The sequence below is a fragment of the Micromonospora sp. CA-246542 genome (assembly GCF_050942905.1).
GTDB lineage: Bacteria > Actinomycetota > Actinomycetes > Mycobacteriales > Micromonosporaceae > Micromonospora.
This window is the reverse complement of record NZ_CP192040.1, coordinates 289893-302997: the sequence shown is the minus strand read 5'-3', so window position 1 is coordinate 302997 and position 13105 is coordinate 289893. Positions and strand designations below refer to the sequence as shown.

General features: G+C 73.8%; 8 protein-coding genes and 1 pseudogene. 2 read left to right on the top strand and 7 right to left on the bottom strand.

The window, feature by feature from the left end:
- Positions 1–175 precede the first annotated feature (175 nt).
- Positions 176–2245, top strand: coding sequence for a SpoIIE family protein phosphatase (locus ACQP0N_RS01490; protein WP_433116936.1), 2070 nt, complete (start codon positions 176–178; stop codon positions 2243–2245).
- A gap of 942 nt (positions 2246–3187) precedes the next feature.
- Here ACQP0N_RS01490 and ACQP0N_RS01485 read toward each other — a convergent pair.
- Positions 3188–3667 (bottom strand): annotated as a pseudogene (locus ACQP0N_RS01485) (FAD-binding oxidoreductase); the annotation flags it as partial.
- Positions 3668–3763: 96 nt separating this feature from the next.
- On the opposite strand from ACQP0N_RS01485, the gene ACQP0N_RS01480 reads away from it, so the two are divergent.
- Positions 3764–5860, top strand: coding sequence for a S9 family peptidase (locus ACQP0N_RS01480; RefSeq protein ID WP_433116934.1), 2097 nt, complete (start codon positions 3764–3766; stop codon positions 5858–5860).
- Between the two features lie 55 nt (positions 5861–5915).
- Here ACQP0N_RS01480 and ACQP0N_RS01475 read toward each other — a convergent pair whose 3' ends face one another.
- The 6 genes from ACQP0N_RS01475 to ACQP0N_RS01450 all read right to left on the bottom strand — a co-directional run bounded on the left by ACQP0N_RS01475 (position 5916) and on the right by ACQP0N_RS01450 (position 13103).
- Positions 5916–8024, bottom strand: coding sequence for a bifunctional polysaccharide deacetylase/glycosyltransferase family 2 protein (locus ACQP0N_RS01475; RefSeq protein ID WP_433116932.1), 2109 nt, complete (start codon positions 8022–8024; stop codon positions 5916–5918).
- A gap of 14 nt (positions 8025–8038) precedes the next feature.
- On the bottom strand, positions 8039–8470 hold the full coding sequence (locus ACQP0N_RS01470) for a hypothetical protein (protein ID WP_433116930.1): 432 nt from the start codon (positions 8468–8470) through the stop codon (positions 8039–8041).
- Between the two features lie 114 nt (positions 8471–8584).
- The gene (locus ACQP0N_RS01465) at positions 8585–10111 is read right to left on the bottom strand and encodes an FtsX-like permease family protein (RefSeq protein WP_433116928.1); all 1527 of its coding nucleotides are present in this window, start codon (positions 10109–10111) and stop codon (positions 8585–8587) included.
- A complete protein-coding gene (locus tag ACQP0N_RS01460; RefSeq protein WP_433116926.1) occupies positions 10108–10809 on the bottom strand; it encodes an ABC transporter ATP-binding protein in 702 nt (233 codons plus the stop codon). Before ACQP0N_RS01460 ends, ACQP0N_RS01465 begins: the two co-directional genes overlap by 4 nt.
- Entirely contained in the window at positions 10806–11342 is a 537-nt protein-coding gene (locus ACQP0N_RS01455; RefSeq protein WP_433116924.1) for a PadR family transcriptional regulator, read from the bottom strand. Before ACQP0N_RS01455 ends, ACQP0N_RS01460 begins: the two co-directional genes overlap by 4 nt.
- 222 nt (positions 11343–11564) lie before the next feature.
- Positions 11565–13103: a SpoIIE family protein phosphatase gene (locus tag ACQP0N_RS01450; RefSeq protein ID WP_433116922.1), complete on the bottom strand. Its 1539-nt coding sequence runs from the start codon at positions 13101–13103 to the stop codon at positions 11565–11567.
- Positions 13104–13105 lie beyond the last annotated feature (2 nt).

The window sequence follows — 13105 nt, the reverse complement described above, 5'->3', positions numbered from 1 at the left end:
TGCCAGGGTGCGCGACCCGCCGATCGAACCCGTCGGCCCCCGGGATCCTCGCGGCCGTACCCAACCGGACACAGAAGTCACCGAGTGGCGCTCGTCACATGAGTGACGCCGCGCTGCCCCCCACCGATCACGGATCGGCTTGGCACCTGGCCGGGGAACGGTAGAGGATACGGGGGTGTCAGCCGAGGCGGGGCCCGCGACGGCCGGGGCCCGGAACGGGGCCGTCCGGCGTGTGCGTCTGCCCGCCGACCGTCGTACGCCCGCCGCCGCCCGCGCGGTCGTCCGCTCCGTCCTCGCCGAGGCGCACCTCGACGACCTGGTCAACGAGGCGCTGCTGCTCACCACCGAGCTGACCACCAACGCCGTCGAGCACGCCGGCACCGAACTGGACATCGAGGTCGTGGCGGACGGTGTCGGGCTCTCCGTGACCGTCTCCGACTTCGCGCCCAGCTCGGGCAACGACGAGCTGACCGTCGGCGTCCGCAACGACACGGCGGAGATCGACGAGGTCTCCGAGCGAGGTCGCGGACTGCTGCTCGTCGACCACTTCGCCAGCCGCTGGGGCACCACGTACCTGCCGACCGGCAAGGGCGTCTGGTTCCGCCTGGACCGGCCCGGCACCGAGCCGGCCGCCGGCGTCAGCGCCGGCGGCACGTCGATGGCCGGCGGCCCCTGGGCCGGCGACGGCTCGGCGCCGAGCGCGGGCGCGATGAGCGAACTCATGCAGACCGCCCCCGACATGTACGCGGACGACCCGCTGCCCGACTTCGCCGCCAGCCTGCTCAGCCGGGTCGCCGAGATGGTCGGCGCGGCCGGTGGGGCCGTCCGCCTGGACCGGGGCGACGGGCAGGGCCGACAGTTGTTGGCACGCTTCGGCCGGCAACCCCGCCCCGACAGCGAACTGCTCCGGGTGCCGCTGACCGTGCACCGCCCGTACGCCGGGGAGTTGGAGCTGGACGCCGCTCCATCGGCGTACGCCCGCCCGTTGGCGGTGCTCACCGCGGAGCGGCTGTCGCTGCACCTGGAGAACGACCGGCTGCGCCGGGCGGACGTCCGCCGGCAGGCGTGGCTGACGTTCCTCGCCGAGGCGAGCGAGCTGCTGGCCCAGTCGCTGGACGTCGAGCTGACCATGGCGTTGATTCCGCAGTTGGTGGTGCCCCGCCTCGGCCAGTGGTGCGCCGTGCACACGACCGACGAGTGGGGCCGGCTGCGGCTGGCCGCGACCAGCCACGCCGACGAGTCGGTGCTGCCACAACTGCACCGGGTGCTGGCGGAGACCGGCCCGGATTCCATCCAGGCCCGGCTGCGCGAGGCGTCCCGCAGTGCGGCGCAGATCCCGCTCGGCGGCCCGATGGAGGGCTTCGCGGTCCCGCTGATCGCCCGCGGCCAGCGACTCGGCACCCTCGCGGTGGGCCGGCACCAACGGCACCGGCACGACCCGGACGAGGTGGCCGTCCTGGAGGACGTGGCCCGGCGGGCCGCGCTGGCGATCGAGAACGCCCGGATCCACGCCGAGCGCCGACGGGTGGCGCAGACGCTCCAGAAGTCCCTGCTACCGCCCGTGCTGCCGGTCGTGGAGGGCATCGGCTTCGCCGCCGAGTACGTGCCCACCGGCGACGACGCCGAGGTGGGGGGCGACTTCTACGACGTGGTGCCGCTGCCCGACGGGCGCTGGCTCGTGGTGATCGGCGACGTGTCGGGCAAGGGCGTCCAGGCGGCGGCGGTCACCGGGCTCGTCCGGGACGTGATCCGGGTGCTGGTGGGTGACGGCAAGCCGTTGCCGGAGGCGCTGGCCCGGCTCAACGAGACGCTCGTCGAGCGGGGCGGCGGCCGGTACTGCACGTTGGCCCTGGCCGCGGTCGGGCCGGGCGACGGCGACCACCTCGACGTGTCGCTGCACCTGGCCGGGCACGACCGGCCGGTGCTGCTGGCCGGCGCGGGTGGCGCCCGGTTCGTCGGTGCCGGGGGCACGGCGCTGGGCCTGCTCGACACCATCACCTCACCGACGACGGAGATCACGCTCACCCCCGGCGACTCGCTGATCTTCTATACCGACGGGGTCACCGAGCGGCGGCACGGTCGGGAGCTGTTCGGCACCGACCGGCTGCGCGACGCGGCCGCGCCGCTGGCCGGCTACTCCGCCGACGTGGTCGCGGCGCGCCTGCGCGCCGCCGCCATCAACTTCTCGGTCGAGCCACCCCGGGACGACATCGCCGTCCTGGTGCTCCGCAACGACGCGGTCTGACCGGCCCAGCCGCCCAGGCCGACACCGCGCAACAAGCCGGTACCGCGCAACAAGCCGGTGCGGCCTCACAGGCCGCCGGGGAGGCGGCCGGGGGCGAGGCGTCGCTCCGGGTCGAGGTGTTCTTTCGCGGCGCGGAGCTGGACCAGGCCGGCCAGCTCGCCCCACAGGTCGACGGCCTGTCGGACGGCGGCCGGGGCGGAGACGACCACGCAGCGACCCTGCCGGGCCAGCAGCACCCCGGACGGCGGCCAGGATGGACGCCACCCGGTCGGGTGGCACCGCGCCGGGCAGGGCCGCGTGCACCACGCCCAGACCGGCCGAGCCCCGCACCGGCACGGGAGCGCCGGCCGCGTCGCGCAGCGCGTACACGGCGGCGTGCAGATCGCTGATCGGCACCTCCAGCCGTAGTGCCGTGTCGCCGGGCGCGAAGGGGTAACGACGCCACCACGGCGGTGCCGAGTGGGTCACGGTCGCCTCGCCGTGCAGCAGGCCGACCAGGCGTTCGGCGCGTTCGTTCACCTCGGCCGGGCCGCCTTCGAGCAGCACGACGAGGCTGCCCGCCCGGGACGGTGCCCCGGACCGGCCGGACATCGACGGGTGGCGCTCGCGGGCGGTGGCGGACGGATGGCCCGGCGGGTACACGCTGCGTGGCCGGGGCAGGCCACCGGGCAGGTCCAGCTCGATGGCCGCCGGGTCGAGGCGGGCGGCGAGGATCGACCGGATCAGCTCGTGGACCTCCAGCGGGGTCCACACCGGCCGGGAGACCCACAGCCGGCTGGCGGGCACCGACTGCACCCGCAGGCTCGCCGAGACCAGCACGCCGAGCGCGCCCTGCGAACCACACAGCAGGCGGGCCAGGTCGAGCCCCGGCGCGCCGCCGCCGGCGCTGACCAGCTCACCGTCGGCGGCCAGATAGCGGACGCCGACGAGCTGGTCGCACGGACTGCCGTGGCGGTGCCGCAGTGGACCGGCCTCCCCGGCGGCGAGCACCCCGCCGAGGGTCGCGCCGGGCGAGGGGGTGTCCATCGCGAGCCGCTGCCCGGTGCGTTCCAGAGTGGCCTGTACCGCCCGCACCGGAGTGCCCGCGCCCACCTCGACCACCGACGCGCCGACCGGCTCGTGGCCGATGCCGGCCAGCCGACCCGTGTCGAGCAGGATGTCGACCTGCGTCGGGGTGGCACCCCAGTCGATCTTCGTGCCGGCGCCCCGGGGAACCACCGCGAGATCGTGGGCGGCGGCCAGCCGCAGCACCTCGGCCGCGGCGTGCGGACCGCCGGGCACCGCCACCCAGCGGGCGGGCCGCCCGGCCACCTCGTCGGCCGGGCCGGCGAGTCGGGCGAACGGGGGACCGCAGATCGCGGTCAATCGCCGGGTGATCTCGAGGGCTCCGGACCGGCCGAGGGAACTCGCTGCTGCCGCCATGCCGGCCATCGTACATGTGTTCGAAAGACCGGGTGGGGATGTTCGGGATGCCGCCGGTCCGGCACGGAGGGTGAGTCGGCCGGTAACGTGGCCGCCGTGACCACCGAGACTGCCCCGCCCGCGGCGAAGCGGGTGCCCACCGAGCGCACCCACCACGGCGACACCGTCGTCGACGAGTACGCCTGGCTCGCCGCCAAGGACGACCCGGAGACGATCGCCTACCTGACCGCCGAGAACGCGTACACCGAGGAGCGCACCGCGCACCTGGCCGCCCTGCGCGCGGAGCTGTTCGAGGAGACCCGCCAGCGCACCCGCGAGACGGACCTGTCGGTGCCCACCCGCAAGGGCGGGTACTGGTACTACACCCGCACGATCGAGGGCCAGCAGTACGGGGTGCACTGCCGCCGCGCGGTCCGCGACGGCGAGTCCGAGCCGCCGGTCAGCGCGGACGGCGCCCCGCTCGACGGCGAGGAGGTGCTGCTCGACGGCAACCTGCTGGCCGAGGGGCACGACTTTTTCTCGCTGGGCGCGTTCGACGTCAGCCCGGACGGGCGCTGGCTGGCGTACTCGACGGACTTCTCCGGCGACGAGCGCTTCACCCTGCGCGTGAAGGACCTGGACACCGGCGAGCTGCTGCCCGACGAGGTGCCCGACACGTTCTACGGCACCGCCTGGTCGGCCGACGCGTCGGCGCTGTTCTACGTGACGGTCGACGACGCCTGGCGGCCGAACCGGGTCTGGCGGCACTCCATCGGCTCCGCCGCGTCCGACGACGTGGTGGTGCACCAGGAGGACGACGAGCGGTTCTGGGTGGGCGTCGAGCTGACCCGCTCGGAGAAGTTCATCCTCATCGACATCCACAGCAAGATCACCAGCGAGGTGCTGGTGATCCCGGCCGGCAACCCCACCGGTGCGCCGGCCGTGATCGCGCCACGCCGGCAGGGCGTCGAGTACGCGGTGGAGCACCACGGCCACCGCTTCCTGATCCTGCACAACGACGGCGCGGAGGACTTCGCGCTGGCGTTCACCTCGGCGGACACCCCGGGCGACTGGGTGCCGCTGATCGAGCACACCCCGGGCACCCGCCTGGAGGCGGTCGACGCGTTCGCGAACCACCTGGTGGTGTCGCTGCGCACCGACGGCCTCACCGGCCTGCGGGTGCTGCCGATCGGCAGCGACGACTCGTACGACATCGACTTCCCCGAGCCGCTCTACAGCGTGGGTCTGGACGCCAACCCGGAGTACCGCACCGGGCAGGTCCGCCTGCGCTACTCCTCGCTCGTCACACCCGACTCGGTGTACGACTACGACCTGGTCACCCGGCAGATGGTGCTGCGCAAGCAGAAGCCGGTGCTGCCCGGGCCGGACGGCCGACCGTACGACCCGGCCGAGTACGAGCAGCACCGCGACTGGGCGCTCGCCGACGACGGCACCCGGGTACCGATCTCGCTGGTCTGCCGGGTCGGCACGCCCCGGGACGGCTCGGCGCCCTGCGAGCTGTACGGCTACGGCTCGTACGAGGCCAGCATGGACCCGTGGTTCTCGGTGGCCCGACTGTCCCTGCTGGACCGGGGCGTGGTCTTCGCCGTGGCGCACACCCGGGGCGGCGGCGAGCTGGGCCGACGCTGGTACGACCAGGGCAAGATGCTGGCCAAGAAGAACACCTTCACCGACTTCGTGGCCTGCGCCCGGCACCTGGTCAAGGCCGGTTGGACGGCCAGCGACCGGCTGGTGGCCCGGGGCGCGTCGGCCGGCGGCCTGCTGATGGGCGCGGTCGCCAACCTCGCTCCGGACGCCTTCACGGGGATCGTGGCGCAGGTGCCGTTCGTGGACGCGCTCACCTCGATCCTCGACCCGTCGCTGCCGCTGACGGTCACGGAGTGGGAGGAGTGGGGCAACCCCCTCGAAGACCCCGAGGTGTACGCGTACATGAAGTCGTACACGCCGTACGAGAACGTCACGGCGGTGGACTACCCGGCGATCCTCGCGGTGACCAGCCTCAACGACACCCGGGTGCTCTACTCCGAGCCGGCGAAGTGGATCGCGCGGCTGCGGGCGACCGCACCGCAGGGCGACTACCTGCTCAAGACCGAGATGGGCGCCGGGCACGGCGGCCCGAGCGGTCGTTACGACGCCTGGCGCGAGGAGGCGTTCATCAACGCCTGGATCCTGGACCTCCTGGGCCGCGCCTGACGCTCGATCCCGGATGTGGTGGCCCGACGCGCCACCACATCCGGGGAGCAGCGGCCTACCGCTGGCCGGCGCCGACCAGCGCGGCGACCTCACCGGTACGCACCATGCGCTGCCAGCGCAGCCGATTGCCGATCAGCGCCGTCACCACCGACTGCACCACCACCAGATACATCAGCTGTCGATAGATCACCTGCTGGAACGGCAGCGCCCACAGTGGTCCGTACCGCTCCCGGTCCAGGCGCAGCGCGTACCCGGCGGTGGCCGCCTGGAGCACGAGCAGACCGGCCCAGGCCAGAGCCAGGGTCGACCACGGCAGGAAGAGCAGGCCGTACACGGCGAACACGTCGACGGCCGGCGCGGTCAGCGGCAACACGACCTGGAAGACCGTGAGGTACGGCAGGCCGCGTCGGCCGAGCTTGCCGCCGCCGCCCGACTCGCGCAGGGCATGCCGGTGCTTCCACATCGCCTGCATGGTGCCGTAGCACCAGCGGTAGCGCTGCCGCCAGAGCTGGCGTAGCGACGAGGGCGCCTCGGTCCAGGCGATCGCGGACTCCTCGTACACCACACGCCAGCCGGCCCGGAGGACCTTCATCGTCAGGTCGGTGTCCTCGGCCAGGGTGTCCGACGGCACGCCGCCCACCCGCAGCAGCACCTCACGCCGGAAAGCGCCGATCGCGCCGGGGATGGTCGGCATGCACTCCAGGACGTCGTACATCCGCCGGTCGAGGTTGAAGCCGATGACGTACTCCAGGTGTTGCCAGCGACCGAGCAGGCGACGGCGGTTGGCGACCTTCGTGTTGCCGCTGATCGCGCCGACCGACGGATCGGCGAACCCCTGCACCAACCGGTACACGGTGTCCGGCTGGAAGACGGTGTCCCCGTCCACCAGCACCAGCAGGTTCGCCCGCGCGGCCCGGATGCCGGTGTTCAGCGCCGCCGGCTTGCCGGCGTTGGCCTGCCGGATCACGCGTACCCCGCGGAGCCGCATCCGCTCGACGATCTCGGCGGTGCCGTCGTCCGACCCGTCGTCGACCACGATCACCTCCAGCGCCGGGTACGCGCTGGCCATCAGCGAGCGGACCGTGGCGGCGATGTTCGCGGCCTCGTTGTACGCCGGCACGATCACCGACACCGGGGCGCGAACCTCGGGGCGGGTGTGCCGCTGGCGGCGTACCCGGCGCACGTGCCGCCGCGCGCAGACCACCTGCACCACCAGGCGGGCCACGCCGAGCACCAGGGCGACGGCCAGCAGCAGGTTCATCACCTGCGCTGACCAGTGTGCGGCGCGCTGGGTCCACCGCAGCGCCGTACCGCTGAGGCGGCTACCGGCGGGGGCCGCGACCATCGACGGCGCGGCGTCGATGCCGGCCGAGACGGTGGTGAACCGGTAGCCCTGATCCGTCAGCGCCGGTAGCAGTCCGTCCAGCGCGGCCACCGTCTGCGCCCGGTCCCCGCCGCCGTCGTGCATCAGCACCACCGCGCCCCGCCCCCGTTTCGGGGTGGCGGCCCGCGCGATCTGGTCGACGCCGGGGCGCTGCCAGTCCCTGGTGTCCTGGTCGGCGAGGACCGCGACGTGTCCGACACCGGCGGCGGCGCGCAACGCGTCGTACTCCGGCCCGGTCAGCGCCGTCGGCAGCGACGAGAACGGCGGACGCAGGAGGGTGACCTCCCGACCGGTGGCGCCGGCGATCGCCTTGCGGGTCAGCGAGAGTTCGAGGTCACGACGCCACGGTGGGACCGCGGCGAGGTCCGCGTGGGTGAAGGTGTGCGACCCGATCTCGTGGCCCTCGGCGAGTATCCGCCGGACCAACTCCGGATGTTCGTTGACCCGGGCCCCGACCACGAAGAACGTGGCGTGCGCGCCGTGGCGGCGCAGCAGGTCGAGCACCTGCGGGGTCCAGCGCGGGTCCGGCCCGTCGTCGAACGTCAGCGCGATGGTCCGATCCGGCAGGGCACGGCTGACCGGCTCGTCCCCGTCCAGCCGCAGCACCGGCCCACCCGTGCTGACCCCGGGAGGCACGCCCGCGCCGGAGCCCTCGGCGGACGCCACGCCGGATCCACCGGCGATTCCGGTCACCAGGCCGTTCACGGTGAGCGCCGCGAGCAGCAGGAGCAGCCCGAGCAGGAGCAGCAGCCAGTGGGCCCGAGGGTCGCGCCGGGCCACGTGTCGCGCCCTCGTCACTGCGGCTTACCCGGCGGCCGGCTCGGCTTCACGGTGTTGCGATGCTCGTCGCCCCGGCCCGGCTGGGCGCTGGCGGACGGTGTCACGGTGACGGCGGAGGGCGGCGAGGACCGTCGCGCGCCGACGGTCGCCGTGGGGCCGGGGACCGGCGGCGACGTACGGGTCACTTCCGAGGGCGCGGCCGGACCGATGGACGCCCGTGGCTGGTCGACCCCGTCCACGCCAGCCTCCACCGGCCGGGGCACCCGGCCGTCGTCGGACCAGCCCGGCAGCGGCACGGACGTGTCCATGAAGAGCCCCGCCGCGATCAGCCCAAGGCTGGTGAGCAGGCCGAGGCCCATCGCGGTACCGGCGACGACGGTCAGCCGACGGCGGCGGCCGGTCCCGTCGACGAACACCGGCGGGGCGGACCCGGGTTGGTTGTGCATCTGGCGTAACTCCCACCGTCACCCGCGTCACGGACCGTCCGGCCCGTCACCGGGAACCCGATGGCCGGGCTCCCGATGCGGACAGCGGCACCGCAGGCGACGGCGTTACATCGCTCAGGCCGTCCGCAACTCCTCCACCGCCGTGCTCACCCGCAGGAAGAGCAGGCCGACACCGACCGTCACCAGCACCGCCGCCAGGGCGCCGGCGCCGAGCCAGGCCAGGTGCTCCAGCGGTACGGCGACAGTCCGCTCCTGCGCAGCGGTCTGCACGAGGTGGGTGTACTGGTCGCGGGTGGCCGGGTCGTCGCAGAGCGCCGCCGTGGCATCGCACACCGTCGTCGACGACGCGCTCGTGGTGATGCTGGGGAAGAGCCCTCTGCCGAGCAACGCTCCGACGGTGAGCGCCAGCAGAATCGCCGGCACCGCGGGGGTGAGCGCCTGCCAGGCCACCGATCCGCTGAGCGTCGCGCGGGGCACGCCGGTGGCGACCAGCGCCGCGTACGCGCGTCGACGGGCCACGATTCCCTCGACCAGCGCGACGATCAGACCGCCCGCCGCGATCACCACCGCGACGGCCACCGCGGCGTCGACCAGGTCCATGGTCGACAGGTAGAACGGGTTGGCACCGCCGTCGTCCACCCCGGCGAGGCGGTTCTGCTCCCGTTCCAGCGCGTCCTGCGCGACGAAATAGGCGCGCTGGGCCGCCGCCCCGGCACCGAAGATCATGGCGGCCAGCAAGGCCGCGAAGGTCCGACTGCCCGCCCACGGGTCGGCCATCAGCCGGCCCGCCGCGAGCAGCGCCGCCGCGCCGCGGGCATGTCGGCGCAGCAGACGTCCGCAGGTGTACGAGATCCAGCCGACGCCGAGGACCACCCCGATCATCGCGGCGAGCCCGCCCGCCAGGAAAAGCAGCGGCACCAGCCAGCCCCGCACCACCTCGTTGCCGTCAACCCACTGGAGCATCGGGCGCGTGGCCGCGAAGCAGGCCAGACCGAGGCCGATCAGCAGCCCGGCCCACGGACGTGGACCCCGCTCGCGGGCGGCTTTGCGACTGACGCCCAGCGGGGTGGTCGTGACCGTACGCAGCATCAGGGCGGTGGACAGTGCCGCGACCACCGGCAGTCCCAGCACCACCGCGACCAGCGCGCCGGTCGACGGCAGCACGTCGGTGGGCAGCGCCAGCCGGCCCTGGTCGTCGGGCCGGTGCAGCAGCTCGCGGCCGAGCAGGTAGACGCCCAGCCCGGCGAGGGTACCGAGGAGGCTGGCCAGGCCGGTCTCCAGCACCGCCAGTCGGGTGACCTGACCGGGGGTCGCGCCGGCCAACCGGAGCGCGGCGAGTCGCCGGTCCCGGGCCGGCGCGCCGAGCCGGGCGCACTGACCGGCAAGTGCCAGCACCGGGACGGCCAGCATCACCAGCGCGAACGCGGTCCCGCCGCGCAGTCCCGGCTCACGCAGCAGCGCGTTGCGGTACTGCTCGGACTGCGCCCAGGCGTCGCCGGCCGGTTTCTGAATCGCGAGCACGGTGAGCGCCGCCAGTCCGGCCAGCGTCGCCAGCAGGGCACTGAGCGCGGTCAGCACGACGCGTGCCGTGTCGGTGCGGTTGCCGGCCAGCGCGAGCCGTACCAGCGTCGCCGGCCTCACCGTGCGCCGCCCGCCAACGGCACGTCCAGCCCCAGGCCGGTGTGGTCCACCAGGCCGTCGCGCAGCACGATCTCCCGATCGGCGTACGCGGCGATCCGCGGCTCGTGGGTGACCAGCACGACGGAGGTGCGTTGCTCACGGGCGAGCCGGACCAGTTGGGTGAGCACCTGCTCGCCGGTGAGCGTGTCGAGCGCGCCGGTCGGCTCGTCGGCGAAGAGCACCCGCGGCTCGGTGACCAGAGCGCGCGCCGTCGCACACCGCTGCTGCTGACCGCCGGACATCTCGCCGGGACGCAGGTCGGCCAGGTCGACCACCCCGAACCGGTCCAGCCAGGTGAGGGCGGCCGTCCGCGCCTCTCGCCGCCCCGTGCCGGCGAGGAGCAGGGGCAGCGCCACGTTCTCGGCCGCCGTCAGCTCGGCCACCAACTGCCCGAACTGGAACAGCACCCCGAACTCGGTACGCCGTAGCCGGGACCGGGCGGCCTCCGACCAGGTGTCGATCCGGTGGCCGCGCCAGGTGACGTCGCCCGCGTCGGGCCGGAGGATCCCGGCCAGGCAGTGCAGCAGGGTCGACTTGCCGCAGCCACTCGGCCCGGTGACCGCGACGATCTCGCCCTCGGCCACGTCGAGCGTCACACCGCGCAGGGCGGGCGTCGGGCCGTACGCCCGAACCACGCCGCGAGCCTGGAGTTGCGTCACGCGTGCACCTCCCGGTGCCAGTCGGCGACCCGGCCCAGCGTGGCGTGCAGCCAGCGCAGGTCGGCGTCGAGATGGGCGATCGCGAAGTCGGCCGCGACCACGTCGTTGAGGGTGGCGGCCGGGTCGGTCTTGACCGCCGTCAGCTCCCGCAGCCGCGCGGTGTGCGCGGCGCGCTGGGCGACCAGGTACGACCGTGCCCGGTCGACGTCGGCGACCAGCAGCGCCACGACGACCTTGGCGAAGAGCGTGCTGGCCACGTACGGCATCGGTGACTCCACGGTGGACAGCCAACGATCCAGGGTGGAGCGCCCCTCGTCGGTCAGCGCGTACGCCGTGCGGTCCGGCCCGGAGGCGCGGTCCTGACCAGCGGTGGCCACGAGCCCGTCCCGTTCGAGGCGACCGAGGGTCGCGTAGACCTGCCCGAAGGCCAGTGGTCGAGCCCGGGGCAGCCGCTGGTCATGCGCACGCTTGAGTTCATACCCGTGCCGACTCCCCCCAGCCAGCAACCCAAGCAGAACATGCGGCGTAGACACCACCCCACTATTCACCCAGCGAATACCCAGGGTCAACACCCCCGCCCACCCCGCCCGCCCCACCCGCCCCGCCCACCTCCACCGCACCCCTTCACCCGCGTGATCAAGAGGTTCGCGTCATCGACAGAGCGAAATTTGACGCAAACCTCTTGATCACCGGAGCAGAGAGGGGGCCGGAGGGCCCGGGGGGCCCTGGGGGGTGGGGGGTGGGGGGTGGGGGGTTTAGCGGCGGCGGAGGACGACCACGGCCACGTCGTCCTGGATCTTGTCGGGGGCGAGTTCGACCAGGAGGCGGGCGCAGAAGTCGTCCAGGTTCTCGTCCACCGTGGCCGACACCGCGGCCAGCGCGGCCAGCCCCTCGTCGATGGTGGCGTCCCGGCGCTCGATCAGCCCGTCGGTGTAGAACACCAGCGTGGCACCGGTCGGCAGGACGAACTCCAGGTCGGCCGGTCGGGGCGCGCGGACGCCGAGCAGGGGCGCCGAGTGCTGCACGAACTCGACCTTGCCGTCGCGGTGCAGCAGCGGCGGCAGATGACCGGCGCTGGCCAACCGGACGTGGCCGCTCGGCGGGTGCAGCAGCAGGACGCAGAGCGTGGCCAGTTCGTCCGGCAGCAGGGTACGCATCAGCTCGTTGACCCGGTGCAGGATCTCGCCGGGTTGGTGCCCCTCGACGGCGTACGCCCGCACCGCGTGCCGTAGCTCGGCCATCACGGTGGCCGCGTGCAGCGAGTGGCCGGCCACGTCCCCGATGGCCAGCAGGAGGTGCCCGTCGAGCATCACCAGCTCGTAGAAGTCGCCGCCCACCTCGGTCTGCGCGCTGGCCGGCTCGTACCGCACCGCGAAGTCCAGTCCGGCGACCGTGGGCAGGCTGCGCGGGAGCAGACTGCGCTGGAGGGTGACGGCGATCCGGTGCTCCTCGTCGAAGGAGCGCTGGGCCTCGACGGCCGCCGCGACGGCCTGGGCGAGCTGCACGAGCACCGGCGTCCGGGCGGTCTGGGTGGCGGTGGGTACGACCACGTAGAGCGGCGCGCGGTCCTCCCGCAGCCGGGCCGCGGCCACGGTCACCGTGTCGTCCGCGGGCCAGGTGATCAGCTCCCAGTTCTCCGGAGGCTCCACCCGCACGGTGGCACCGGTGGGCACTCCGGTGTCGTCGACGACCCACGGCACGACGGCGGCTTCGGCGCCGGGGCCGGCGCAGACACCGGCGATGCAGTCACCGTCGAACGTCTCGGCGATCACCGCGGCGGGGCTCTTGAAGATCTGTGCGGCACCCTCCGCGGCGACCTCGAGCAGCCGCGCGAAGGTCGACGCGGCGTGCACCGCGACGGTGGTGTCGGCGAGGCCGAGCAGTCGCTCGGCGAGCAGTTCGGCACGCTGCCGGGCCTGGTAGTAGCGCAGGACCGCCCGGGAGGTGGCGATCAGCTCCTCCGGCTCGATCGGCTCGGCCAGGTACGCGTCCGCCCCCCGGGTGAGCCCCTGGGCGCGGTCGGCCACGTCCACGGCGTGCGCGGAGACGTGGATCACCGGCATCGCCGGGTGGGCCGCCTTGATCCGCTCGCACACCTCGTAGCCGCTCAGGTCGGGCAACCGGACGTCGAGCACCACGAGGTCGATCCGGTCCGTCTCGACCCGGGCCAGCGCGTCGGCGCCGTTCTCCGCTTCGAGCACGGTGTACCCGGCCCGGGTGAGCCAGCTGACCAGCAGGTAACGCTTGGTACGGCTGTCATCGACCACCAGGACGGTCGTCGGCCCGGCGTCCACCG

What these genes read in the sequence shown, in the direction of transcription:
- ACQP0N_RS01470 (WP_433116930.1), bottom strand. Translation starts at nt 8,470, where the DNA reads ATGCACAACCAACCCGGGTCCGCCCCGCCGGTGTTCGTCGACGGGACC.